This window comes from Nocardioides marmorisolisilvae (assembly GCF_031656915.1).
Lineage (GTDB): Bacteria > Actinomycetota > Actinomycetes > Propionibacteriales > Nocardioidaceae > Marmoricola > Marmoricola terrisoli.
Genome location: NZ_CP134227.1, coordinates 2,676,148 through 2,698,480, shown reverse-complemented (window position 1 = coordinate 2,698,480; position 22,333 = coordinate 2,676,148). Strand labels below are relative to the sequence as shown.

At 67.4% G+C, this 22,333-nt stretch carries 24 protein-coding genes; 13 read left to right on the top strand and 11 right to left on the bottom strand.

All coding sequences use genetic code 11. The annotated features are described in order from the left end of the window. The gene (locus Q9R13_RS12930) at window positions 1–1,458 is read right to left on the bottom strand and encodes an FAD-binding protein (RefSeq protein ID WP_310961586.1); all 1,458 of its coding nucleotides are present in this window, start codon (window positions 1,456–1,458) and stop codon (window positions 1–3) included. A 168-nt stretch (window positions 1,459–1,626) separates the two neighbouring features. Here Q9R13_RS12930 and Q9R13_RS12925 point away from each other — a divergent pair, with 168 nt between their 5' ends. Next, complete coding sequence (locus tag Q9R13_RS12925) at window positions 1,627–3,111, top strand: potassium/proton antiporter (protein ID WP_310961585.1); 1,485 nt, start codon at window positions 1,627–1,629, stop codon at window positions 3,109–3,111. Window positions 3,112–3,143: 32 nt separating this feature from the next. Here Q9R13_RS12925 and Q9R13_RS12920 read toward each other — a convergent pair whose 3' ends face one another. Next, on the bottom strand, window positions 3,144–3,662 hold the full coding sequence (locus Q9R13_RS12920) for a LytR C-terminal domain-containing protein (RefSeq protein WP_310961584.1): 519 nt from the start codon (window positions 3,660–3,662) through the stop codon (window positions 3,144–3,146). Further along, the gene (locus Q9R13_RS12915) at window positions 3,659–3,973 is read right to left on the bottom strand and encodes a type II toxin-antitoxin system VapB family antitoxin (protein WP_310961583.1); all 315 of its coding nucleotides are present in this window, start codon (window positions 3,971–3,973) and stop codon (window positions 3,659–3,661) included. Before Q9R13_RS12915 ends, Q9R13_RS12920 begins: the two co-directional genes overlap by 4 nt. A gap of 54 nt (window positions 3,974–4,027) precedes the next feature. On the opposite strand from Q9R13_RS12915, the gene Q9R13_RS12910 reads away from it, so the two are divergent. Genes Q9R13_RS12910 through Q9R13_RS12895 form a run of 4 tightly spaced genes read left to right on the top strand, consistent with a single transcriptional unit; the run spans window position 4,028 to window position 8,332 of the window. Then, window positions 4,028–5,590 carry a helicase HerA-like domain-containing protein gene (locus Q9R13_RS12910; protein ID WP_310961582.1) on the top strand — a complete coding sequence of 521 codons (1,563 nt, stop codon included), beginning with the start codon at window positions 4,028–4,030 and terminating at the stop codon, window positions 5,588–5,590. Between the two features lie 50 nt (window positions 5,591–5,640). Beyond that, on the top strand, window positions 5,641–6,747 hold the full coding sequence (locus Q9R13_RS12905) for a phosphotransferase family protein (protein WP_310961581.1): 1,107 nt from the start codon (window positions 5,641–5,643) through the stop codon (window positions 6,745–6,747). After that, entirely contained in the window at window positions 6,744–7,877 is a 1,134-nt protein-coding gene (locus tag Q9R13_RS12900) for a hypothetical protein (protein ID WP_310961580.1), read from the top strand. The genes Q9R13_RS12905 and Q9R13_RS12900 overlap by 4 nt, the downstream gene beginning before the upstream one ends. Continuing rightward, window positions 7,874–8,332, top strand: a complete 459-nt coding sequence (locus tag Q9R13_RS12895) for a nuclear transport factor 2 family protein (RefSeq protein ID WP_310961579.1) — start codon at window positions 7,874–7,876, stop codon at window positions 8,330–8,332. Before Q9R13_RS12900 ends, Q9R13_RS12895 begins: the two co-directional genes overlap by 4 nt. Window positions 8,333–8,364: 32 nt before the next feature. On the opposite strand, the gene Q9R13_RS12890 is transcribed toward Q9R13_RS12895, so the two are convergent. Together Q9R13_RS12890 and Q9R13_RS12885 are read right to left on the bottom strand one after the other, a co-directional pair. Next, on the bottom strand, window positions 8,365–8,661 hold the full coding sequence (locus tag Q9R13_RS12890) for an antibiotic biosynthesis monooxygenase family protein (protein ID WP_310961578.1): 297 nt from the start codon (window positions 8,659–8,661) through the stop codon (window positions 8,365–8,367). 55 nt (window positions 8,662–8,716) lie between these two features. Next, window positions 8,717–9,634, bottom strand: a complete 918-nt coding sequence (locus Q9R13_RS12885; RefSeq protein ID WP_310961577.1) for a LysR family transcriptional regulator — start codon at window positions 9,632–9,634, stop codon at window positions 8,717–8,719. A gap of 112 nt (window positions 9,635–9,746) precedes the next feature. Here Q9R13_RS12885 and Q9R13_RS12880 point away from each other — a divergent pair, with 112 nt between their 5' ends. Then, window positions 9,747–9,911 (top strand): hypothetical protein, encoded by a 165-nt coding sequence (locus Q9R13_RS12880; RefSeq protein WP_310961576.1) that lies wholly within the window; start codon window positions 9,747–9,749, stop codon window positions 9,909–9,911. Between the two features lie 15 nt (window positions 9,912–9,926). Here Q9R13_RS12880 and Q9R13_RS12875 read toward each other — a convergent pair whose 3' ends face one another. Then, on the bottom strand, window positions 9,927–10,757 hold the full coding sequence (locus Q9R13_RS12875; RefSeq protein ID WP_310961575.1) for a PhzF family phenazine biosynthesis protein: 831 nt from the start codon (window positions 10,755–10,757) through the stop codon (window positions 9,927–9,929). Window positions 10,758–10,799: 42 nt separating this feature from the next. Between Q9R13_RS12875 and Q9R13_RS20295 the strand changes: the two genes are divergently transcribed. Then, entirely contained in the window at window positions 10,800–11,003 is a 204-nt protein-coding gene (locus Q9R13_RS20295) for an ArsR/SmtB family transcription factor (protein WP_458295150.1), read from the top strand. A 116-nt stretch (window positions 11,004–11,119) separates the two neighbouring features. On the opposite strand, the gene Q9R13_RS12865 is transcribed toward Q9R13_RS20295, so the two are convergent. From Q9R13_RS12865 to Q9R13_RS12855, 3 genes are all read right to left on the bottom strand, one after another. Then, window positions 11,120–11,695 (bottom strand): DinB family protein, encoded by a 576-nt coding sequence (locus Q9R13_RS12865; protein ID WP_310961574.1) that lies wholly within the window; start codon window positions 11,693–11,695, stop codon window positions 11,120–11,122. 1,393 nt (window positions 11,696–13,088) lie between these two features. Next, complete coding sequence (locus Q9R13_RS12860) at window positions 13,089–13,394, bottom strand: hypothetical protein (protein ID WP_310961573.1); 306 nt, start codon at window positions 13,392–13,394, stop codon at window positions 13,089–13,091. Window positions 13,395–13,536: 142 nt separating this feature from the next. Continuing rightward, a complete protein-coding gene (locus tag Q9R13_RS12855) occupies window positions 13,537–15,282 on the bottom strand; it encodes a phospholipase A2 (RefSeq protein ID WP_310961572.1) in 1,746 nt (581 codons plus the stop codon). A gap of 986 nt (window positions 15,283–16,268) precedes the next feature. On the opposite strand from Q9R13_RS12855, the gene Q9R13_RS12850 reads away from it, so the two are divergent. Then, the gene (locus Q9R13_RS12850) at window positions 16,269–16,805 is read left to right on the top strand and encodes an HD domain-containing protein (RefSeq protein ID WP_310961571.1); all 537 of its coding nucleotides are present in this window, start codon (window positions 16,269–16,271) and stop codon (window positions 16,803–16,805) included. 9 nt (window positions 16,806–16,814) lie between these two features. Here Q9R13_RS12850 and Q9R13_RS12845 read toward each other — a convergent pair whose 3' ends face one another. After that, window positions 16,815–17,285 (bottom strand): NUDIX hydrolase, encoded by a 471-nt coding sequence (locus tag Q9R13_RS12845; protein WP_310961570.1) that lies wholly within the window; start codon window positions 17,283–17,285, stop codon window positions 16,815–16,817. Between the two features lie 5 nt (window positions 17,286–17,290). Beyond that, window positions 17,291–18,052: an XRE family transcriptional regulator gene (locus Q9R13_RS12840; protein WP_310961569.1), complete on the bottom strand. Its 762-nt coding sequence runs from the start codon at window positions 18,050–18,052 to the stop codon at window positions 17,291–17,293. Window positions 18,053–18,198: 146 nt separating this feature from the next. On the opposite strand from Q9R13_RS12840, the gene Q9R13_RS12835 reads away from it, so the two are divergent. From Q9R13_RS12835 to Q9R13_RS12815, 5 genes are all read left to right on the top strand, one after another. Next, window positions 18,199–18,618, top strand: coding sequence for a hypothetical protein (locus tag Q9R13_RS12835; protein WP_310961568.1), 420 nt, complete (start codon window positions 18,199–18,201; stop codon window positions 18,616–18,618). Continuing rightward, window positions 18,618–18,815 carry a hypothetical protein gene (locus Q9R13_RS12830; protein ID WP_310961567.1) on the top strand — a complete coding sequence of 66 codons (198 nt, stop codon included), beginning with the start codon at window positions 18,618–18,620 and terminating at the stop codon, window positions 18,813–18,815. The genes Q9R13_RS12835 and Q9R13_RS12830 overlap by 1 nt, the downstream gene beginning before the upstream one ends. Before the next feature lie 12 nt (window positions 18,816–18,827). After that, window positions 18,828–20,303: an FtsK/SpoIIIE domain-containing protein gene (locus tag Q9R13_RS12825; RefSeq protein WP_310961566.1), complete on the top strand. Its 1,476-nt coding sequence runs from the start codon at window positions 18,828–18,830 to the stop codon at window positions 20,301–20,303. Window positions 20,304–20,454: 151 nt separating this feature from the next. Beyond that, on the top strand, window positions 20,455–22,119 hold the full coding sequence (locus tag Q9R13_RS12820; protein ID WP_310961565.1) for a replication initiator: 1,665 nt from the start codon (window positions 20,455–20,457) through the stop codon (window positions 22,117–22,119). Further along, window positions 22,112–22,333: a helix-turn-helix domain-containing protein gene (locus Q9R13_RS12815; RefSeq protein ID WP_310961564.1), complete on the top strand. Its 222-nt coding sequence runs from the start codon at window positions 22,112–22,114 to the stop codon at window positions 22,331–22,333. Before Q9R13_RS12820 ends, Q9R13_RS12815 begins: the two co-directional genes overlap by 8 nt.

Below are 22,333 nucleotides of genomic sequence, written 5' to 3'. Positions count from 1 at the left end.
TTAGCGACCCGCGGCGCGTCGGCCTGTCCGCCGCCCGAAGTAGGAGCCCTCGGCCAACTGGGTCCCCGACGCGTAGCCCTTGCCGTCCTGGGCGATGTTCACTGCGCAGGCGCCGGCGGCGTAGAGGCCGTCGATCACGGACAGGTCGGCCCGCTGCACCCGGCCGTCGAGGTCGACGCGCATGCCACCCATGGTGAACCCCGCGTAGAGCGCCTTGCCGAGGCTCAGGTCGTAGGCGCCCCACGGGCCGCGGTCCTGCGGCTCCAGCCAGTCCGGGTGCTTGTGGAGGTCCGGGTCCTGCTTGTCCGCCGCGTGCTTGTTGTAGTCACCGAGGGTCGCGACCAGGTTGCCCTCGGGGATGCCGAGCGCGGCCTCCATCTCCTCGACCGTCTCCCAGCCGTCGATGAAGGGGCACAGCGGGAAGTCGGGGTGCTCGATGTGGGCGGAGTCGACGATGAGGAAGGCCGCCCGGTCGGGCTGATCCATCACGAACCCCGCCGTGCGGGAGTGGTAGCTGTCCTCGGCGACGAAGCGCTTGCCGTCCTTGTTGACCACGATGCCGGTGACCAGCTTCGACGGCGGGTAGAACGGCGCGGTGATGAACGCCTGGTCCATCATCCGCAGGTCCGCGCCCACGCTGGCACCCAGACGGATGCCCAGCCCGTCGTCGTACGTCGAGGCCAGCGGGATCAGCTTCGAGCCGAGCTGGGGGGTGTACTCGCGGACCATGTCGTCGTTGCCGACGTAGCCACCGGCAGCGATCACGACCGCGCCGGCGCGGATCACGCCGCGCTCCTCGAAGTGCCGCCAGGCGATGCCGACCACGCGGTCGCCGTCGACGACCAGGTTGGTCGCGCCGGTCTCGTAGCGCACGTCGACGGACGTCTCGGCGATCCGCGCCGCGAGTGCATCCAGCACGATCTTCGCGCCGTCGGTGTCACCGGGCTGCGGCACCTTGTGGCCACGCGGCGCCGGCGTGGCCTTCTCCAGGAACGGCCAGACCTTCTCGTTGCCGGTGTACATCAGGCCCTGGGTGCCGGGCTGGATCACCGCCTTCTCCGGATAGAAGGATCGCTCGAACCGCATGCCGAGCGACTCGATCCAGTCGAAGTGCTCGACGCTGTCGCCGCTGAAGGCCCGGATCTTTGCGGCAGTGTCGTCGTCGGTCTCCCGGGTGACGGCCATGAGGTATTTGCACAGCTCCTCGGGCGAGTCCTCCACGCCGACCGCACGCTGCACCGCCGTACCGCCGCCGAGGTAGAAGTGGCCGCCGGCCATCGCGCTGGTGCCGCCGTACTCCGCGGCACGCTCGAGCAGCACCACCCGCGCCCCGGCCCGTGCTGCCTCCAGCGCGGCGCATCCGCCGGAGATGCCGAACCCGACCACCACGACGTCGACCTCGTCGGACCACGCACTGACGTCGGAGGCGGAGAGGACATCGGGCAGATCAAGGCTCATGGGTGGAGTCTAAGCGAGAACTGGAACAGGTTCTAGTCGCCGGAAGGGCCTCGGTGGTGGCGAGTGGTCCAGCGGGTCGAGCACGTACCCGCCCGCGCGGTTGCCTGCGCCAGAGGACGGCCGGCGTCGATAGGATCTCACTCCGACCACGATCGCCGAGGTGCCTTGATGACACTCGACGTGCACACCCTCGACCAGGTGCTGCTCGTGGGCTCCGGTGTGCTCCTCCTCGCGATCATCGCCGTCCGGCTGTCCGTTGGCGTCGGGTTCCCCTCGCTGCTCGTCTACCTCGCGATCGGCATCGGGTTGGGCGAGTCCGGCCTCGGCCTGCACTTCGAGGACGCCAGCCTGGCCCACGCGCTCGGCTTCGCGGCGCTGATGCTGATCCTGGCCGAGGGCGGGCTGACGACGTCGTGGGCGGAGATGAAGCCGGTCGCTGGGATCGGTCTGTCCCTGGCGACGATCGGCGTAGCCGTCAGCGTGGCGGTGGTGGCGGTGGTGACCCACTACGTGCTGGGCCTGAGCTGGCAGTTGGCGGTGATCCTCGGTGCCGTCACCTCGCCGACAGATGCCGCCGCGGTGTTCTCGGTGCTGCGCAGAGTGCCGCTGCCGCGCCGGATCAGCGCCACCCTGGAGGCGGAGTCGGGGCTCAACGACGCGCCCACCGTCGTCCTGGTGACGCTCGTCAGTGTCGGCGGCCACAGCGCGCTCGGCCTGGTCGGTGAGGTCGCCTTCGAGCTCGTGGTCGGTCTCGTCGGGGGCCTGCTGGTCGGCTACGCCGGCGCCTGGCTGATGCGGCGGGTGGCGCTGCCCGCATCGGGGCTGTATCCCCTGAGCGCGTTGGCGATCACCGTGCTCGCATACGCCGGCGCCGCCACCCTGCACGGCTCCGGCTTCGCCGCTGTGTACGTCGCTGCCCTGGTCCTCGGAAACTCCGAGCTGCCGCACCGCGCCGCCACCCGGTCCTTCTCTGAAGGCATCGCGTGGCTGGCGCAGATCGGCCTGTTCGTGATGCTCGGGCTGCTCGCCTCTCCGGAGCGGTTCACGCTTCAGGTGGTGTGGCAGGCAGCGGCCGCCGGCCTCGTCCTCACCGTGCTGGCCCGGCCACTCTCGGTCGGGATCAGCAGCGTTGTCCAACGGATGCCGTGGCGCGAGGCGACGTTCATCAGCTGGGCGGGACTGCGCGGCGCCGTACCGATCGTGCTGGCGACCATCCCGCTCGCCGAACGGGTGCCGGGCGCCCACCACCTCTTCGACATCGTCTTCGTGATGGTGGTGATCTACACGCTGCTGTCCGGGCCGACCCTGCCGATCGTGGCCCGCTGGCTACGTGTGGCCCGACGCTCCGAACCGCGCGACCTCGACGTCGAGGCGGCCCCCTTGGAGCGGATCTCCGCGGACCTCCTGCAGGTCCGGATCTCACCGAAGTCGCTGATGCACGGGGTCGAGGTCGGGGAGCTGCGGCTGCCTACCGGGGCGTCGGTCGCCCTCATCGTCCGCGGCGGCGAGATCAAGGTGCCGGAGCTGAGGACGGTGCTGCGACGTGGGGACGACGTGCTCGTCGTGACTCCGCGCAAGGCGCGGGAGCAGACCGAGAAGCGGCTGCGGGCGGTGTCCCTCGGTGGTCGCCTCGCCCAGTGGTACGGCAGCTGAGTGGCACCGCAGCTGACGCCCTGGCGGAACGGTCAGTCGACCGGGACGCAGTGCTCGATGGGCTTCGGCAGCTTGAGCCGCTTGGGTGCGTGATTGTCCAGGTGGTGCATGTGGGCGCCGACGTACACGTCGATCCCGGGACCGAGCTCGTCGGCGACGACTTTGATCCGGGGGTGCCCGCCGAGGGTGCGCGCGACCAGCTTCGCGGCGGTGTCCCCCTTCTTGGTGGTGAGCACCTGCGCCCGCGTCACGTGGTCGTGCGTGGGGGCGTTGCCGACGCTGCCCGGCGCGAAGCCCAGGTTCTCGAGGCGCTGCAGCGTGAGGCGAGCGAACCCGGTCGGTGCGCCGGCGTTGTAGACGCTGACGGTGACGTCCTTGCGATGGACATAGATCTGCTTGGAGATCTCCGCCTTCGAACACGTCGACGTCGAGGCGTCATGACGCTGAGGCAGCGGTGCGGTGGCAGCGCGGTAGCCCCACACCGCCATCACCCCGAGTACGACGATCAGCGCGACCATGGTGAGCGTCGTGGTGATGCGGCGCCCGATCATCGGCCGCTCACGCCCGGGTCGCCGATCTGGTGCACCCGCGCATGCAGCACGTGGCGTTGCTGCAGAGCCGCCCTGAGAGCGCGGTGCAGGCCGTCCTCGAGGTAGAGGTCGCCACGCCACTCCACGACGTGGGCGAAGAGGTCTCCGAAGAAGGTGGAGTCCTCGTCGAGCAGGGTCGCCAGCTGCAGGGTGTCCTTGGTCGTGACCAGCTCGTCGAGCCGCACCGGCCGCGGCGGCAGCGCCGCCCAGTCGCGGGGATCCAGCCGGTGCTCCGGGTAGGGCCGGCTGTCTCCTACTCGCTTGAAGATCACCGCCACATCATAGGGAGACTGGTGCAACGACTCCGAAACACTAGGGTGGCCGTCATGACCGAGCAGGCGCCCGCAGCCGACGCTGCTGTCCAGGATCCGATCAGCGCGGCGGTGTCCGCGGGCTACCGGTTCGAGGGAACCGCACTCGAGCTCGGTGGGCTGATGCTCAACGCCACCGACCTCACCGACGTGCACGTGCGCATCCCGATCGGGATGCTCAACCGCCACGGACTGGTCGCCGGCGCCACCGGCACCGGCAAGACCAAGACCCTCCAACTGCTGGCCGAGCAGCTCTCGTCGGCCGGCGTACCGGTGTTCGCCGCCGACATCAAAGGTGACCTCTCGGGGCTGGCAGTGCCCGGCGCGGAGAGCGACAAGGTCAGCCAGCGGGCGGCGTCGGTCGGCCAGCAGTGGAAGGCGCAGGGCTTCCCGGTGGAGTACTTCGCGCTTGGCGGCCAGGGCACCGGGATCCCCCTGCGGGTCACGATGACCGCCTTCGGCCCGACCCTCCTCTCCAAGGTGCTCGGCCTCAACGACACCCAGGAGTCCTCGCTCGGGCTGGTGTTCCACTACGCCGACAAGGCGGGGCTGCCGCTGCTGGACCTGGCCGATCTGCGGGAGGTTGTCAAGCATCTGACCTCCGACGAGGGCAAGGCGGACCTGAAGGATCTCGGCGGCCTCTCGGCGGCGACGGCCGGAGTGATCCTGCGCGAGCTGATCACCCTGGGAGACCAGGGCGCCGACGTGTTCTTCGGTGAGCCCGAGTTCGAGACCACCGACCTGCTCCAAGTGACGAGCGACGGCAAGGGGCTGATCTCCCTGGTGGAACTGCCGAACCTGCAGGACCGTCCGGCGCTCTTCTCGACCTTCCTGATGTGGCTGCTCGCCGACCTGTTCCACGACCTGCCCGAAGTCGGCGATCCCGACAAGCCCAAGCTGGTGTTCTTCTTCGACGAGGCGCACCTGCTCTTCGACGGCGCGTCGAAGGAGTTCCTCGAGTCGATCGCCCAGACCGTGCGGCTGATCCGCTCCAAGGGGGTCGGCGTCTTCTTCGTGACCCAGTCGCCCACCGACGTCCCCGACGACGTGCTCGCCCAGCTTGGGTCCCGGATCCAGCACCAGCTGCGTGCCGCGACGCCCAACGACGCCAAGGCGCTCAAGCAGACCGTGAACACCTACCCCACGTCGTCGTACGACGACCTCGGCCAGGTCATCCTGCAGCTCGGCATCGGTGAGGCGATCGTCACCGTGATGAACGAGCGCGGTGCCCCGACGCCCGTCGCCTGGACCCGGCTGCGGGCGCCCGAGTCGCTGATGGGGGCCGCGGCGGCCGACACGATGACCGCTGCGGTGAAGGCGTCACCGCTGTCGGCGAAGTACGGCGAGGCCGTGGACCGCGAGTCGGCCAAGGAGATCCTGGCCCGCAAGCTCGACCAGGGCGCGACCAAGGCCACCGCCGAGGAGGAGGCCGCGCCGACGTCGTCGCGCACCACGAGCCGCACCCGCAAGCAGAAGTCGGTCGTCGAGCAGGTGGTCAGCTCGACCGCCTTCAAGCAGGTCGCCCGCAGCGCCGCGCGTGAGATCGTGCGCGGCCTGTTCAAGACCGGGCGCCGCTGAGCGCCTCCGTTCCCCTTCCGCCGACCTGGAACACGTTCTAGTCTCGGCGCATGGCGCACACCGACCGGGTCGACCTCACCGTCCACGAGCGCGACCCGGCGACTCTCCGCGAGGGCCTGGAGCAGTGGCTGCCCGACGTCCTCGGTCACGGGCCCGTCGTGGTGAGCGATCTGGTGCTGCCGGAGGCGGGTTACTCCAGCGCCACCGTCATCTTCGCGGCCCGCGACGCGGCGGGCCCGCACCAGCTCGTCGCCCGGCTGCCACCGGAGCGGTCGTCGTTCCCGGTCTTCCGCGGCTACGACTTCGGCTTCCAACGTGACGTGATCGAGGCGGTACGCCGCGTGGGCGTGCCCGCGCCGCGGGTGCTCGCGCTGGAGTCCACCGGTGAGGTGTTCGGCGCACCGCTGCTGCTCTTCGAGCGGTTGGAGGGCGAGGTGCCTTCGGACAACCCGCCGTACCTGTTCGGGGGGTGGCTCCTCGAGGCCGATCGGGAACAGCGACGCCGCCTGCTGCGGGGCAGCGTCGACGTGCTGGCCACGGTGCACGCTGCGGACTGGTCGAGCATCCCCGGGCTGTCCGGCGACGACGCGCTGCGGCGGCACTTCGAGGACCAGCGCGCCTACTACGCGTGGGCGGTGGCCGAGGACGGGGTGCGCATCCCGGTGCTCGAGGACGCCTTCGACTGGCTCGAGCAGCGCTGGCCCAGCACCGTGGGCGACCCGGTGTTGTGCTGGGGCGACGCCCGGATCGGAAACCTTGGCTACACCGACTTCGTGCCCACCGCCGCGTTCGACTGGGAGATGGCCTGCGTCGGACCTCGAGAGCTCGACCTGGGCTGGTTCTGCTTCCTGCACAGGTTCTTCCAGGACATCGCCGAGGTCTTCGAGCTGCCCGGGATGCCGACCTTCCTCCATCGCGACGACGTGGCCACGGCGTACCGGAACGCGAGCGGGCACGAGGTCCGCGACTTCGACTGGTACCTCGGGTACGCCGCGCTGCGCCATGGCAACGTGATGTGCCGGATCAAGCGACGGATGATCCACTTCGGTCAGGACCAGGTGCCTGACGATCCCGACGACTACGTGATCCACCAGGCATCGCTGCGCCGGCTGATGGCCGGCACCTATGACTGGGGAACGCCGGAAGGGCTGGCATGAGCCTGCACCCCACCACGCTCGACGAGTACCCGATCCATCAGGCGCCGCTGCCGATCGCGCGTCCGGACACCTCGGACCGCAACTTCTACGACCGCTGCTACTTCAACGCGATGGACCGCGCCGGTGAGGTGATGATGGTCGCGGGCGCGGGGGTCTATCCCAACCTCGGCGTGCAGGACGGCTTCCTCGTGGTGCGGGTCGGCGACGTCCAGCACGCGGCGCGCTTCTCCACCGCGCTCGGCGACCGACCGCTCACCCATGAGGTGGTGACCGGGGGAGGCCGGATCGGCGTGGCTGTGCCGGAGCCGCTCCAGACCGTCGAGCTCCGCTGCGAGGCCGACGGCCTGGCGGCCGACCTGACCTGGCGTGGGTCGTTCCCGGCGATCCTCGAGCAGCCGCACCTGCTCCTCGGGCCCAGCCGGCCGACCCTGATGGCCCAGCGGTTCGCCCAGCTGGGCACCTGGGCCGGCTCGATCACGGTGGGCGACCGCAGGATCGACGTGACCCCCGCGGTCTGGCACGGCACCCGCGACCGCTCCTGGGGCATCCGTCCAGTGGGCGACGCGGACCCGGCCGGCCGCGACGCGGACTCGCCGCTGGAAGGATTCTGGTGGCTCTACTGCCCGATGCAGTTCGACGAGTTCGCGCTGGTGGTCATCGTCCAGGAGGAGCCGAACGGGTTCCGGACGCTCAACGACGCGGTCCGGATCTTCCCCGACGGCCGCGTCGAGCAGCTGGGCTGGCCCCGGGTCGAGCTCGACTACGTCAGCGGCTCGCGGCACCCGCTCGGTGCCCGGCTGCATCTGACCACGGCCGACGGCACCGCCCTGGTCGTCGAGGTCGAGACGGTGACCTCGGTGGCGCTGCACCTGGGTGGCGGGTACGGCGGCGACCCCGAGTGGACCCACGGCCAGTGGCGGGGCGTCGAGTGGTCGCAGGTGTCGTCGTACGACCTCAGCGACCCGGACACTGCGGCGCGGCTGCCGTGGGGGGTCACCGACCACAGCGCGCGGGCGGTGCTGCGCACCCCCGGCGAGCGGGACCGAGAGGGACGCGGTCTGTTCGAGCACGCTTCGATGGGGCGGCACGACCCGACCGGATTCGGCGATTGGATGGCGGTGGCCCGGTGAGCAACGACCACGACGAGATCACCCGGCTGAAGTACCGGTACTTCCGGATGCTCGACCTGAAGCGGTGGGAGGAGTTCGCCGGGTGCTTCGTGCCCGAGGCGACCGGCGACTATGCCGGCCTCGTCTTCGACGACCGGGACTCGCTGGTGGCGTTCATGGCGGAGAACATGGGTCCGCAGATGATCTCGATGCACCACGCGCACCACCCCGAGATCGCGGTGGACGGCGACACCGCGACCGGGATCTGGTACCTCGAGGACAAGGTGATCATCCCAGAGCTCAAGTTCGTCCTCGAGGGAGCGGCGTTCTACGACGACCGCTATGTCCGCACGCCGGAGGGCTGGCGGATCGCGCACACCGGCTACCGGCGTACCTATGAGGCGTCGTGGTCCACCGAGGACGTGCCGTCGCTGAAGATCAAGCGCGGCACGGCGTACGATGAGCAGGACGGCTGACCGGGCCACACCGGCGCAGCAGCCGGCTCCGATCAGGCGGACGCCACGCCGGCGAAGTGCAGGACCTCGGGGAACGGGTCGTAGAAGTGGTGCAGCAGCCGACGCCACTGCTGGTACTCGGGGGACCGCCGGAACCCCTCGGTATGGTCCTCGAGCGCTTCCCACTGCACCAGCAGTAGGAACACGCTCTCGTCCTCGAGGCAGCGCGAGAGATCCAGGTCGATGAAGCCGGGCATCGACGCGATGATCGACCGCGCCTGTTCGAAAGCCGCGATGAACTCATCCTCCGACCCGGGCCGGACGTGGAGCACTGCCTGTTCGAGAATCACCAGGTTCCCCTTTCGAGCAAGGGACGAAGCCTGTCACGCGGGGCACGCGGTGTGGTCAGGCAGGCTCGACGATGGCGCGGATCCGCCGGGTGGCGAGCTCGATCATCAGCCGCGCGGCAGGCGAGAGCGTCGCCGATGCACGGTGCACGATCGCCAGGGTGTCGACCTGCCGCGGCCGCAGTGAGACGAAGCCCGCCTTGGGTGCCAGCCGGGGGAGCAGCTGGGTCGCCGCACCCCGCGGGATGACGGAGTCGGCCAGACCCATGCCGACCAGCTCGACCGCGGTCTCGACGTCCTCGACCTCGATGCGTGTCTGCGGGTTGCGGCCGGTCTCGTGCAGCATCCGGCGCAACACGATGCGGGTGGAGTCGGTCGCCCGCCAGGTCGTCTCGGGCATCACCAGCGAGGCCCGCGAGAGCCGATGCGCGGTCACCGGCGTCCGCAGCTTCTCGGGGTCCGCGCTGATGTAGACCAGCTCGTCCTGTGCCACCGGCGTGACCGACATCCCCTCGCTGGCCACCTGCGGCATGGCGATCATCGCCGCCTCCAGGCGGCCCCGTCGCAGGTCCTCCTGGACGTCGGTGGAGTTCTGGCCGACCAACTCGACCCGGACACCGGGGTGCCGGGCCAGCACATCGGCGATCAGCGCGGCGCCGGCGTACAGCCGAGCGGTGCCGAACATCCCGAACCGGATGGTGCCGGTCTCGAGGGCGGAGACGCTGAGCACCGCGCGCTCCGCCTCCTCGGCTGCGGCCAGGGTCCGCTCGGCGTGCTCGCGCAGCGACTCACCAGCAGGCGTGGGCACGACGCCCCGCCCCACCCGCGTGAAGAGCGCCGTCCCCAACGAGCGCTCCAGGGTGCGGATCTGCTCGGAGACGCTCGGCTGGGCGTAGCCGAGGTCCTCGGCGGCCGCGGTCAGCGAGCCGTGCTCGTAGGTGCTCAGGAAGCAGCGGAGCTGGTGCAGCGAAAGCATAGGAATACCCTTTGCTATTCAGAGGAAAGCAAGGCTACCCCTATTGCCGACACTGCGGGACCATGGAGCGGTCACCATCGGGCTCCCGGCTCGCACGAGGAGGAAGGTCGCCATGTTCACCCACGACTGCAGCGCATGCCAGAGGCGCCAGCTGATCTTCCCCAGCCAGGTCCGCGCCATCGTCCGCGTCCCCGGCGGCACCCGGCTGGACTTCACCTGCTGGTGCGGTGCCGAGCAGATCCACGATCTCGTCGAGCAGGTCGCGACCGCGGCCTGAGGTGCTTCGACAGGCTCAGCGACCGAGCTCGACCTGACCGCTGATCGCGGTGGTGGCCGACCCGCCGATCCAAACGGTGTCGCCCACCCGGTCGACGTGGACCCGTCCGGTCCGCCCGAGGACGGTGCCCTGCGCGGCGACGTACGACGTCGGCAGCCGATCACCCGCCAGCCACTGGGCGATGCCGGCGTTGAGGCTGCCGGTGACCGGGTCCTCGGCGACGCCGACGCCCGGGCAGAACGCCCGGACTTCGACCGCACATTCCGCCCCGTCCGGGTGCGGGCCGACGACGCCGATGTTCCACCTCCCGAAGGCGTTCCAGTCGGGTCGTACGGCGAGCACCGCCGCCGCGTCCTCGAGCAACACACCGACCCAGCCCGGCCCGTTGTCGATCCACGCCAGGTCGCGGACCTGCGACTCCTCCAGCGCGAGGGCCCGTGCGATCGCCTGTCGGTCCTCGGCGTCGACCGGACCCGAGCGGAGCAGCGGAGGTGCCGCGAACGCCAGCGCCGCGCCCTGACGCAGCCGAACGAGCCCGGCGCCGCACTCCTGGACGATCTCGGTGGCCGAGGACGAGCGGCCGCCGGCCTCGAGCCAGGCGTGCGCGCTGCCGATGGTCGGATGGCCCGCGAACGGCAGCTCCTCGCTTGGCGTGAAGATCCGCAGCCGGTAGTCGGCCGTAGGGTCCACCGGTGGCAGCAGGAACGTGGTCTCGGACAGGTTCGTCCATCGCGCGAACCGTGCCATGTCCTCGTCGGAGAGCCCGTTGGCGTCGTGCACCACCGCCACCGGGTTGCCCCGGAACGGCTCGTCGGAGAAGACGTCGACCTGGCTGAAGCGGCGCATGGTGCGCACGCTATCGGCCGGTCACGACCAGTCGACGCTGGAGTGCTGCGTCTCCTGGTACTCCCGGATCCCTTCCCGGCCGCCCGCGCGATCGATGCCGCGGCCTGTATCTGCGAGCTCACCGAACCGGTCGGGCTCTCGCAGCCGACGGTGTCCCACCACATGAAGCAGCTGGTCGACGCCGGCCTGGTCACGCGGGAGCAGCGTGGGCGATGGGCCGGCTACCGCGTGGAGCACGAAGCCTGACCGCGCTGGGTGGTGCCCTCCACCCGGAATGAGTCCACCCGCATCGAAGCTGCCCTCAAGGCCCGCGACGCCGGACTCGACTGATAGGTAGGGCCGCGCAGTCGTTCCGGGCGGCTCTACGTCGTCGCAGGCGTCCACGGCTGCACGAAGTCGTTGCCGTCGCGGCCCTCGACCGCCATCAGCAAAGACGCCGCGGTCGCGCCGTCGAGCTGCTCGCGGATGATGTCGGCGTGGCCCGCGTGACGAGCAAACTCCTCGACGTGGTGGACCAGTGCGTAACGCTGTACGGAGTCCGTCGGGGTGTGCAAGCCGTCCCAGGGGGCGGGTGGGACCAGCATGCCGCTGCCCGGGTCGGTGGCCCGCACGTCCGCCAGGTAGGCAACCGTGGCCTCATCGAAGTCATCGAGCGCACCGGCGAGCGTCTCGTCGTCGCGGAGCGCGGAGCTGCCCATGAACAACGCGACCGCAGCTTGGTCGGGCGCGGCCCCAGCGTTGCCCTGTTGTTGCGTACGCCGGCGCAGCACGTAGGTCGCGTGCTTGACCAGCCCCCCGATGGACAAGGCGCTGCGACACGGCGTCTCGCGCGCCTGCTCGTCGGACAGACCGTGGGCAGCGGCGCGGATCGCGGACAGCTGCTGGCCGAGATACCCCACGAGCACCTCGCCCTCGGTGTACTTACCGGGACCGAACATGGTGGCCTCCAAGGGGCGATGACGAATGGTGAGCGCCATCATGCCAAGTCGCTCCGACATCGCTCCGACATCGCTCCGCTGAACCGGGGCTGGAACGGAGACCACGGCGCAGAACGGTGGATGTCGTCTCGAAACCCCGGCTCAACGGTTGTTGCTGGTCAGCGTGGCGGAGGATGCGGGATTCGAACCCGCGAGGGCGTTAACCCAACCCGCTTTCCAAGTCGTCGAGGCCATGTGCGCGGTCGTTCGTGATGGCTCCGGGAGCGTTGCACTGCACGCTGTGCGGGCCGTGGCGAACTACTCCGAACGCTCGCGACTGAGACTAGAACTGAGACTGGCTGCGCCTACTTGAGAAGGGCATGAACTGCCCCGTTGGGCAGTGCTGACGCAGAGACGACCAGACCAACAGAACGCCTCAACCCCCGCACCAAAACCTCCTGGCGTCCCTACGCACGCTCCAACCGCGTGCGGCCTCCGACACGAACCGACGACCACAACCGCCCGATTCGCTGCCAAACACAACAGTTGACAGCAAGCGGTCCGAGCCGCCCCGGAGCCTCCGGACATCCCGGGACGGCTCAGTCGAACACTGCTCGCGAATACGCGCGCCGCACCCGACGACGAGATGTTGCGCGATGTCGGGCGCCTCGTCCGGAACACTCTGGCCGGCCCGTCCGAGAAGAGCCAGACCGATTATTTATCGACGCCTGGGAGGCGGCCCCTGCTGAAAGGCGCGCCCATCGGCTATGAAAGGTGGACCAGCAGGCCGGGAGAGAACCTCCGCCCGATAACCAGCCGCCATGGGGCGACGGCTGCAAACAACGACCGGTCGGTCCCAGGCTCGGTGGCAGCACTTTGAGCAGCCTCGACGCTCGCCTTTGCAACTGCTCCTGCCGGTAGCCTCGCCACGCTTCGACGCAAAGCGCGGGACCGGCGCGCCAGCGCCGCAGCCCGCGCGGAGCGCCGTCTTGATCTACTAGAGATCGATTCGGCAGTCGGTCGACTGCCCCGGTCAGGCGGGTACGTCCCGTTACTCGCCTCCGCTGCCGGGTCGATGCCTCGCGCGGCTCGGCTCGTGAAGCTCCATGCCGCATACGCTCTGGTCTGCACTGAGTGGCTCGCCGAAGTGTCGGAAGAAAGCCGTGCTCGTGGGGTTTCCAGTCGCGCCGATCCGCCCGAACCCCGATGATCGGCCCGACTAAGGCCCGGATACGCGGCGAAGAGCTCATTCAAACTCGGGCGGTGGCCACTATCAATCGGCCTCAGCATGCAGCACAGAGCCGCGCGAGATCTGCCCGGCAAGGGGATCGTGCCCCAGGGCCGCTTGTGATGATCTCCTAAGATCGCCTTCTGTGCGAGTCAGAGCGGGGTTCGGGAGTCTTTCGTCAACTACTTACTCTGGCCCGGGTTCGCTTGTGAGTGCACCCACCATCATCAGGATGATCGCGAGCATATATCCGGCACCGGGGAAAAAGCCGTCATCATACGGATGCGTGGCGTCGTACAACTGAAATCCGATAAAGAGCACCAAGGCCGCGCAAGTTAGGCCGAACGCCGCCATGTTGGATGTAGTCACGAAATGGCGTGAATTCAGCCATGCACCAATAGGAAGCGCCAACCAGAGAACGATACAGATCACGCGCAAGATCCAGTGAAGCCAATCAACACCAGCAATCGATGCGAGCAGCAGCGGGAACACGCTGACAAGCGCTACCACTAGGTTTCGGCGAGTCCGGCGCAGGCTGTAAATGATACGCCTCGGATTGTTCAACTTGAATCTCATTAGTGACACCTCAGGTGAAAACACTCTAGTCCTCTTTCGGCGACGAAGGAATGCGGGCTTACACGCCCTCGATTGTGGTATGCGCGATCACGACTTCCTCGTAGACGTTGGCAACGCCATAGCAACTAAATCTGCGCGTGGTGCCCAGAAGGCCCGGGTGTGCATACGCACAGTTGGTCCGCATGTCGTGCCAGAGGCTTAGATCGCAGGCGTAGTGGTGGGTCCACGGCTCATTATTCTTGCGAATCCGGTCATAACACATATCGTGAATTGCGCACGGCCCACGGAAGGTGGTACCGTCGAATGTATCTGGTGACTTTGTGCAATAGTCATGCAGCGCCACATGTGGACCCCGCTGCGGATGATACCGATATCCATGAGGAACACTGACCTTATTGGGCCTGTCTCCGGAGATAGGGCCCGCTGCGCTCAACGAGTCTGGGGCGCTCTCAGGGGGGATTACATATCCATTGCTGTCAACCTCACCCGCATCCACGCTTGGTGCGGCCGCTGCGTCGCCGCGTGGCGGAGACGATGTCATCGCGGCCGTGAGGTCATCGACCCGCGCTGATGCCTCAGGGTCGCCGTCATCGACGTAGACAGCCATGACTGCGACCGGGTACTGCGGGGCTGAGGGAGTCTCGACCGAGACCGTGAGGTCGTTTCCAGTGGACCCAATTGAGTACGGAATCGTTGCTCCGGACTCATCCACGACGATAGGAGTGAAGGCGCCAACGCGGGTTCCCGACGCGTCCAAGACCGCGGCAGCGTTTCCAGATGCGACGTCTGGGTCATCGGTAATCGTGTACCCGTTGGGGAGCGATGGGGAAAAGGTTGCAGAGCTGCTGCCGCTCTGGATGAGCGCCGGGGTAGGCGTGTAGTCAGGAAACTCTGAGGCGATCGGGTCTGGATCGTCTGAATACTCGACCGGGGGGAGTGTGAACCATCCTTGTGTTGCGAGCGAAACGGTTACAGGTGCGGAACTGGTGTTGTGGAGCGCGATCGTGCCGTCATCTGAGATGCCGGTGATCGCCGTCACCACCAACCCGTTCGCGGGGTCGCCCTCGTCTTTGGTGAAGGATGCAATTGCGCTGCCGGGGTTTCCTTCATCGGGATTGAACGCCGTGACGGTACCGTTCCCGCCCCAGCCCCGAACGGCCAGAGACGTTGCCAGGGCGCCGACGTTTGAGGAGTCTGGGATGCCGGCTTTGCCGAGCACAGGGATCTCGCGGGTCTCGCCGGCGCCCAGACTTGTCTGGCCAGTATCCGTCGTGGAGTAGAGCGGTGACGAAGTCAGCGGGTTATAGGAGGAGCCCTCCTCCGGGTCGGACGAGACGTAACCCTCGACGTCGATCTTGATGTCGATCGGTGACCCGGAGGCGTTCATTACCCGGGCAACTCCGCTGCTGTTGAGCTGCAGCGTCGTGCATGAGACGTATGCCCCGCTATCGCCGTAGCTCATTGCTGCTGGTACGGCACTTAGGTCAGCACCGCCTTCGCCCACACGGATCTTCCCCGACGATGTTGCGTTTCGGACCTCAATGTTTGCGAAAACTGACCTAGCGGAGTTAGAAATGTCTCCTTCGCCTGCGACCTGGATGTCGACGCTCTGACCGACGCCCAGCTTTCCCAAAGGAACACCATCCCCAGTGGCGGTATTGGCGACCCGATCTAAGTTTGTCGGTACGAACCCGCCACTGGCGTTGGAGGTGGAATCTGTGAAGTAACCCATGGCTGTGACGGTCACGGCCGTGCTGCCGAGGCTGTTGTAGACGTCGATGCTCCCAGTGCCGTCAACCTTCACGATCGCTGTGTTCGAGCGTGGAGCACTGGCGGAGCTGAAATAGACAGTTGGCATGGACGGGCGTGTTTGGCCACTAGGCCACGCAGTCACATATGAGTTCGAGGACGTCGAGGTTCGGGGGACGCCCACTTGAACAAGCACAGCCGAGACGCCGGATGTCGGGATCCCCGCGCGCCCCAAGGCGGAGTAGGTGCGCTGCTCTCCAGCGGAGAATTCGCCGGAACCAGCCGATGTGGCATTGACAAACATGTACGGAGTCAGCGAGACAAAATCCCCGCCGGGAGGCGTGTCGGCACGCGCGGTGCTGCTCGTGCCCAGGACGACCAACGATGTCAATACCAGAATTGCCGCGATAGCGACACCGTGCAGACGCCTCATGAAATTCGTTTTCCCGCCCCGTAGTGTGTGCGGCCCTGCCCGGCCGCAAGTGAGCGAACCGTAGCAGTGCGGGCGGGCCTCAGGAGACATTTACTGAATTCTCAAGCGGAAGCGCGGGGTCGTTGGCTTGTGCCGCCACGACCACTCCCGCCGAGTCCGATGCGGCGCTGGCTTGCCCTCGTGTCCGCCGGTGAATTCCCGCCTTCTCGACCATCTGCGTACCTGCTGCTGACAACCGATGCCAGGCGTGGGGCAACGGCGGCGCAAACGGGGCTGGCGCTGTGCACATCCACGGTGGTGTGGTCCTGATGACAGACGTTGCCACTTCCAAGAGTTTCTCCACGCCTGCTCCCACCATCGGCCGCGACCAGATCACGGACGCGGTCCTTCCGCACCCGGAGGTCGCCCAGCGCCTCACAGAGGTGGTGCGCGCGCACCGGTGCGCGACGAGGAGATATTGGAGGCGGACGCGAACACTTGAGGTTTCAAGGTCCCGCTATCGGCGAGTTGCGGCCTTCGAATCAGGTGCCGGCAGAACCCGACGGATTGCCTCGACCGCTGACTCCCGCTTACACGAGCTCCGCTGGGCGTCTGGCTAGCCTGCAACCATGACGTCAGTTGAGCGAGCGCGCGCTTTGGCGGAGGGCCTTCTCGCTGACGTGCTGCCTGTCCGCTGGACGCATGTGCAGGCGGTTGCGGCCTCCGCGAATGGGGTAGCCGACGACCTCGGGCTCGACGTAGAGACATTGGTGGCGGCGGCCTGGCTGCACGATGTCGGCTACGCGCCGGGCGTGGTGCAGACGGGTCTTCACGCGTTGGATGGTGCCCGGTTCTTGCAGGGTCGTGACGTCGAGCAGCGAGTAGTCACCCTGGTGGCGCGGCACTCCTGCGCGCCCGTAGAAGCACGCCTGCGGGGGCTTCTGGATCAGTTGGAAGGCGAGTTTCCTGAACTGGATCAAGATCTGGCTGATGCGCTCTGCTATGCGGACATGACCACGGGTCCGACCGGCGACCGGGTCGAGGTCGAGGACCGGCTGGCGGAAATCCGCAAGCGCTACGGTCCCGACGATGTCGTGACTCACTTCATCGACGAGGCAGAGGCTGAGATCGTCGCTACGGTGCGCCGGGTCGACCAACGACGCTGAACTCTCGACTCAGTCCAGATGAACACTGCGGCTCAGGAAGTCGTGGATGCGGCCAGTTGTGGCCGAGTGCATCGGGTGTTCGTCCAGGCTCAACGGGTGCACCCATTCCACATGTGAGGACTCTGCGCTCGGCGTTGGACTTCCACCAACGGCGCGGGCCGTCAGGACGATGGTGAACTCTTGTCGTACCTCGCCGTTGCTCGTGTACTCGATGAGGTGACGGGGATTGCTGTAGATGCCGGCTATGCCGGTCACGTTGCAGTCGATGCCAGTCTCTTCGCGCGTCTCACGGACGGCGGCCTGGATCAATGACTCCCCGAGGTCGACCTTCCCGCCCGGAAGCGACCAACGGTCGTTGTCCGTCCGTCGAATCAGCAGGATCTGATGTTGGTCGTTTTCAACGATCGTGTTGACCGACGGAATGAGCGTGTTCGCCGCCGGCGCGTTCGGGTCATCGAGGTAGTCGATGCGTCGTCCCATGAGCCCTAGCGTGCCATGGCTGGTGAGTCATGCTGGCCGCCCGTGGTGGCCCAGACCCGGTCGAAGGCCTGCATGTAGTGGTCGAAAAGTCGCCCGCCTGGGACCCGATGCAGATGTAGCACTGGGTTGTGGGCGGCCGAGGAGCCGTACGTGTGTGTGTTCACGAGGAGCTGCTCGTCGAATCGGTAGATCGATGTGTACAGCGGCGTCGAATGGGTGCGCAGCTCAATGCCGTGCACTTCGCGTAGAGGAGCGAGGGCGTCCAGGGTGACCCGCACCCGTGCCGCCATGTTGTCTCCGATCCCTTCCTCCTCCCCGCGTTGTCGGAGAGCCTCGGAATCTGGATCACCCAAGGCGATGCGCGCCTTCAGTCCGTGACCGGCCTTGGCGATCAGCGAGGAAAGCACGTCGGGGTGGGCATCGAACAGGAACAGCCCCGAGTAGGCGAGCAAATCGAAGCTGTCGTGCGTATCGCGCAGCAGTGCATCCCATAGCTCCGCCGGGATCGCGCCTCGGTGCGGGTACAGCGCGACGAACTCTGCCTGACTTGCGGACTTCGTTCGGGGGTCGTCGACCACCCGCGGCCACAGGTATCCCTCGTCCACGCCCAGCAGCTCAGCCGCTGCCCAGCGGTGCCGACGGTGCGGGAGGCGGTCGGTGGTGACCCAGCGTTCGACCGTCTTCGGGTCGATCTCCAACGAGCCGGCCATGGTCGTGTAGTCCAGGCCGGCTGCGGCGATTTGGCTGCGTAGCCGCTCGTTGCTCATCGAACCTCCCGAGAGTCCCGAGGGACGTTTTGAACGTACCACGGACGTCCGTGAACGTCCCGCTAGGTGGTGTCGCAGTCCCCGCAAGAGGCGGTGTCCTCGACGTAGCGGTCCGATCCAGCGGACCCACAACCGAGGAGATTCAGATGGGATACGCAGTCGACAGCAAGCGTCAGCCGATGGTGGCGACGGGCGTGGTGCGAGTCGCTCCGGAGTGGGAGCTGGGAGAGGACGGGAAGCGTCGTCCGTCGGATCGGCAGGCGCGCGACGAGAACACCGGGATGCCGCTGTGGGAGGTCGAGGTCTCGTACCGGGGTGAGAACTTCGGGCGCGAGTTCACCACCACTGCGAGCGTGACGGTGACCGCAGAGGCGAAGCCGGATCCGGCGGCGTACTCGCCGATCGTTTTCGAGGGCTTGACGCTCAACGCGTACGTGAACAAGGCGAACGGGCTGGCTGAGCGGTGGACGGCCGAGGGAATCAGCGAGCTGACCGCCGCGCGCGACACCAACAAGGGCGATACCAAGTCTGCTGCGTCGACCACACCCACCAAGGCGGTCGCGTAATGACTGGCGCGTCGGTGTGCGTGGTCCTGGGCCTGCTGGTCTTGCTGCTGCTCAAGACCAAGGGGCTCAACACGGGTTCCGCGGTGGTGTGCATCGTGTTCGGGCTGGTGCTGGCCTCGACTGCCGCTGGCACCGCAATCGAGAAAAGCCTGGACAGTGCCGGTGGCTGGCTGTGGTCCAGCTTCCACGCAATGTGAGTGGAGGCTCAGATGACTGGTCAGTTCGGGATGGTTGGCGAGCGGTACGACGCGCGCGGTGTTCCGGTCCGTTCCGAGACGGTGCGCGTGCCGCTGGAGTTCCAGTTGGCCAGTGTGGTGCTCGGCGGCTTGGGACGTCTGGTGTTCGCGATCGCTCAGCGGCCGTGGCTTTGGGGCGGCGCGGTCGTCGGCTGGCTGCTCTGGCTGACAATCGGCACCGTCGGCCTCGCGGCTTGCGTGGCGACCACAGGTGCCTTGCTCGTGGCGTGGTGGCACCTGCGCCGGGTGTCGTTCGATCACTTCGTCCGCTTCCGGGCGCGGGCGGCCATGCGCAGGGTGTGGGTGTACCGGCGTCAATGGCAGCCTGCGATGGTGACCGCCGGACTCGATGTCCGGATCGGTCAGCGGCAGTATCTGCCCGAGCTTCGTCGGGTGCGCTCCACCGGATCGGTTGATCGAGTCACCGTGAGGATGCTGTCGGGACAGATCCTCGATGACTACGCCGAGATGGCCGAGCGGCTCGCGTTGAGCCTGGATGCTGTGGAATGTCGCGTGCGGACGGTTCCGCCCACCAGGCGACACCGACGCGAGATCGAGCTGTGGTTCCTGGTCTTCGACCCACTGGAGGAGGTCGTTCCGGTCATCGATGCGCCTGCCGTAGCGGACTTCGCGAGCCTGCCGGTTGCACGACGGGAAGACGGTGGCCTCTTCGGGCTCCGGCTCTTGGGCAGTCATGTGCTGGTCGTCGGCGCCACGGGGTCCGGCAAGGGGTCAGTGTTGTGGTCCTTGGTCAACGTGCTTGCGCCCGCGGTCCGGTGCCAACTGGTGGAGCTTTGGGTGTGTGACCCCAAGGGAGGCATGGAGTTCGCCGCGGGCGCGCCCATGTTCCACCGGTACAGCTATGGCGACGGTGCGGCCGCAGAGCCGAATGCATACGAGGGCGGGTTCGCTGACTTCCTCGAAGATGCCGTGGCCGTGATGCGCCAGCGTCAGCGACGGCTCCGGGGCATCACACGGCTGCACGAGCCCACATGCGGTGATCCGCTCGTCGTGGTACTGGTCGATGAGCTGGCGTCACTCACCGCATACGTCACCGACCGTGAGGCTCGCAATCGGATCAAGGCCGCCCTCTCGCTGCTGCTGTCCCAGGGACGTGCCGTCGGCGTGGTCGTCGTGGCAGCCCTGCAGGATCCCCGCAAGGAAGTGCTCCCGTTCCGGGATCTCTTCCCGACTCGGATCGCGCTCCGCCTGACGGAACCTGAGCAGGTCGACATGACCCTGGGGGAGGGCGCCCGTCGCCGAGGAGCTGCGTGTGACCGGATCTCGGAGGCGCTGCCGGGCGTGGGCTATGTCGTCATCGACGGGATCGCCGAGCCGGTCCGCGTCCGATTCGCATACGTCTCCGACGATCACATCACGGCCATCGCGGTTCCTGACGACCTCACTGAACTCGCTGCTAGTGCCGCCGACAGAGGCCAGCCGTCATGATCGGCGGCTCGTGCCCTGTGTGCCTCGGATTCACCGTGTTGCGGGGCGTCGGACCCTGCCCGCACTGCCGGTCCGCGGAGGACGTCGAGTTCGTCCAGGCGGTGATCGGTGAGCGACGACCAAATGTCTCCGACGCACCGGGTTCAGTGGCATGACCGTGGACCTGCGCGCTGCCGCAACGGACTCGGCCCTGTTGACGATGGTCGCCGAAGCCAACGGAGTGTGCATCCGGCCGATCCTGCATCAGGTGCTCGACACCCACACTGGGGAGACAAGGACGGTGGCGATCCCATGCGGTGCCACCAAGGCGTCAAAGTGCGCTCCGTGCGCCGACAAAGCGCGCCGGTTGCGCATGCAGCAATGCCGTGAGGGCTGGCACCGCATAGACGAACCCGAACATCACGACGACGACACTGAACAGCCCGACGAACGCGACGTCGGAGCGGAGGGCGAGGCTCACGGCGACGGGCCGTCGCGTCGGGTGCGGTCGACTCGTCGTCGCAGTGATGCTCCCGATCTGCCCCGAGTGGAGATGAGCGAACGGACCATCGGGCGGGTGATGACCTCACCGTCAGGCAAGACCTACCGGCCCTCGATGTTCCTCACGTTCACGCTGCCCTCCTACGGCCCCGTCCATCGGGACGGGACGCCGGTCAGCCCAGCGACCTACGACTACAGACGGGCAGCGCTCGACGCGATGCACTTCTCACGACTGGTCGACCGGCTCTGGCAGAACCTCCGTCGCTGCGCCGGCTACCGGGTGCAGTACTTCTCGGTGGTCGAGGAACAGCACCGCCTGGCGCCCCATCTGCATGCAGCGGTGCGTGGGGTCATTCCCCGAGGGCTCGTCGTGAAGGTGGTAGCCGCGACGTACCACCAAGTCTGGTGGCCTGACTTCGATGAGGCGGTCTATGCCGACGATCAGCTTCCGGCCTGGGATCCAGTGCGAGAGGCGTTCTGCTGTCCTCACTCCGGCCAGCCATTGTCGGCGTGGGAGAGGGCCATGGACGAGCTTGATGCCAACCCAGCCTCGCGACCGGCGCACGTGGTGCGCTTCGGCAAACAGTCGGACTACAAGTGGTTGATCGCCGGATCACCGCGCACAGACAAGACCCTCGGCTACATCACGAAGTACCTGACCAAGTCGATCGCGAACACCTATGACCCGGACCACGTCAGCACCCGTCAGGCCGACCACGTCGAGCGGCTGATGGCGCACGTGAAGGTGCTGCCATGCGGGCCGGAGTGTGGGAACTGGCTGCGGTACGGGATCCAGCCCAAGGGCTCAGACGAGCACACGATCCCCGGGGGATGCCGTAGAGCGGCCCACGATCCCGAGAACCTCGGCTATGGCGGTCGTCGTGTCCTCGTGTCGCGTGACTGGACATCGAAGACCCTGACCGATCACAAGGCCGATCGCGCCGCAATCGTCCGTGAGGTCTTGGCGCAAGCGGGCATCGAGGTGGACGACACGGATCACTGCTCGGCGTGCGTGGTCGATCGGGACGGTCGACAGCGTTTTGAGTGGCATCCCATCGACCCGGCCGACCTCACATCAGGCATGCGTCGGGCAGCGATCCTCGTCTCCATCCAGGAACGTCAGCGTCGAAGGTCGCAGTATGAGCGCGCCCAACGCGCCGGACCCCCGCGGCCTCCCGCCAGCCAGCCAAATCCCAGGTCTCCACGCTGGCCGTCCAGGGCGAGCGAAGCGAGTCACGTAGTGACACGAAGTGCCCTGGACGGGCAGCGCGGAGACCGCACCATCAACCAGCGGGAGGCCGCGGGCCACCTGCGGACAGGGAGAAACCATGAGTGAGAACGAGCACGGCGACGTGGCGTTGCTTCTTCGGATGGAGGAAGCAGCCGAGCGACTCGGCATCGCCCGGACGATGATGTACCAGCTCGTTCGGGACGGACAGGTGGAGTCGGTGCGCGTGGGCCGACTGCGACGCATTCCAGTGGCGTGCCTCGAGGACTACATCGACGATCTGCGCACCCGGCCGGCGGTCGCGGCGCCCACCTCCGCATAG

Excerpts from the sequence above, each read along its gene's own strand:
- Q9R13_RS12885 (WP_310961577.1), bottom strand. The coding sequence starts at position 9,634 with ATGCTTTCGCTGCACCAGCTCCGCTGCTTCCTGAGCACCTACGAGCAC.
- Q9R13_RS12815 (WP_310961564.1), top strand. The coding sequence starts at position 22,112 with ATGAGTGAGAACGAGCACGGCGACGTGGCGTTGCTTCTTCGGATGGAG.
- Q9R13_RS12930 (WP_310961586.1), bottom strand. The coding sequence starts at position 1,458 with ATGAGCCTTGATCTGCCCGATGTCCTCTCCGCCTCCGACGTCAGTGCG.
- Q9R13_RS12835 (WP_310961568.1), top strand. The coding sequence starts at position 18,199 with ATGGGATACGCAGTCGACAGCAAGCGTCAGCCGATGGTGGCGACGGGC.
- Q9R13_RS12840 (WP_310961569.1), bottom strand. The coding sequence starts at position 18,052 with ATGAGCAACGAGCGGCTACGCAGCCAAATCGCCGCAGCCGGCCTGGAC.
- Q9R13_RS12845 (WP_310961570.1), bottom strand. The coding sequence starts at position 17,285 with ATGGGACGACGCATCGACTACCTCGATGACCCGAACGCGCCGGCGGCG.
- Q9R13_RS12880 (WP_310961576.1), top strand. The coding sequence starts at position 9,747 with ATGTTCACCCACGACTGCAGCGCATGCCAGAGGCGCCAGCTGATCTTC.
- Q9R13_RS12865 (WP_310961574.1), bottom strand. The coding sequence starts at position 11,695 with ATGTTCGGTCCCGGTAAGTACACCGAGGGCGAGGTGCTCGTGGGGTAT.
- Q9R13_RS12830 (WP_310961567.1), top strand. The coding sequence starts at position 18,618 with ATGACTGGCGCGTCGGTGTGCGTGGTCCTGGGCCTGCTGGTCTTGCTG.
- Q9R13_RS12925 (WP_310961585.1), top strand. The coding sequence starts at position 1,627 with ATGACACTCGACGTGCACACCCTCGACCAGGTGCTGCTCGTGGGCTCC.
- Q9R13_RS12825 (WP_310961566.1), top strand. The coding sequence starts at position 18,828 with ATGACTGGTCAGTTCGGGATGGTTGGCGAGCGGTACGACGCGCGCGGT.
- Q9R13_RS12910 (WP_310961582.1), top strand. The coding sequence starts at position 4,028 with ATGACCGAGCAGGCGCCCGCAGCCGACGCTGCTGTCCAGGATCCGATC.
- Q9R13_RS12920 (WP_310961584.1), bottom strand. The coding sequence starts at position 3,662 with ATGATCGGGCGCCGCATCACCACGACGCTCACCATGGTCGCGCTGATC.
- Q9R13_RS12875 (WP_310961575.1), bottom strand. The coding sequence starts at position 10,757 with ATGCGCCGCTTCAGCCAGGTCGACGTCTTCTCCGACGAGCCGTTCCGG.
- Q9R13_RS12905 (WP_310961581.1), top strand. The coding sequence starts at position 5,641 with ATGGCGCACACCGACCGGGTCGACCTCACCGTCCACGAGCGCGACCCG.
- Q9R13_RS12900 (WP_310961580.1), top strand. The coding sequence starts at position 6,744 with ATGAGCCTGCACCCCACCACGCTCGACGAGTACCCGATCCATCAGGCG.
- Q9R13_RS12850 (WP_310961571.1), top strand. The coding sequence starts at position 16,269 with ATGACGTCAGTTGAGCGAGCGCGCGCTTTGGCGGAGGGCCTTCTCGCT.
- Q9R13_RS12820 (WP_310961565.1), top strand. The coding sequence starts at position 20,455 with ATGACCGTGGACCTGCGCGCTGCCGCAACGGACTCGGCCCTGTTGACG.